At 53.5% G+C, this 566-nt stretch carries 1 protein-coding gene; it reads right to left on the bottom strand.

Going from position 1 to position 566, the window contains the following annotated elements; genetic code table 11:
- A partial coding sequence (locus tag EXE46_RS16290) for a putative toxin-antitoxin system toxin component, PIN family (protein ID WP_137689371.1) occupies positions 1-362 on the bottom strand: 362 nt, incomplete at its 3' end.
- Positions 363-566 lie beyond the last annotated feature (204 nt).

Genomic DNA, 566 nt, shown 5'->3' with positions numbered 1-566 from the left:
CCTGGGAAGTCGTCTTTGTTGTAGGTCACGATGCAATCGCAACCGGCCTCCACAGCAAGCTCCAAGATCATCTCGTCGTCTGGGTCCTTCAAACGTGGGCGCCACAGAAAGTGGATCTCATGATGCCTCCCAATCCTGCACAGGTAATCAATTGCATCAGTAATATCTGTTTCCGTCAACTCCAGATCATGCTTTCGATCTCGAAGCACCTCTTCGTACTCTAACACGAGGGGAACTGACAAATGGATTTCAAACCGGTCAGACCCGAGAAGCGAAAGGAGCGTGAAGGAGGCACCCCGCCTGGAGCGAAGCCCCGAGTAAAGGACATTCGTGTCAAGTACAACCTGTGGCGTGTGGCCCATATTGGTACTATATGTGGCACCAGCGCCAAGATCAAGCCCTGTAAGTCCGTCACAGAGGGTTGGAAGACGTTCGCCTATTTCTCCGGCAGGTCTTGGATCGGCCGCGTGGGCCCTAATGTCATAGGCTCATGTTGGGTCGAGGGTGAAGCTAGGCTCCATCAGCATTCGAAGGAACCCTCCAGTCACCTCCTTGAGGTTGTGTTC

The organism is Halorubrum sp. GN11_10-6_MGM (assembly GCF_005435165.1).
Classification (GTDB): domain Archaea; phylum Halobacteriota; class Halobacteria; order Halobacteriales; family Haloferacaceae; genus Halorubrum.
This window is presented reverse-complemented; position numbering and strand designations above follow the sequence as displayed.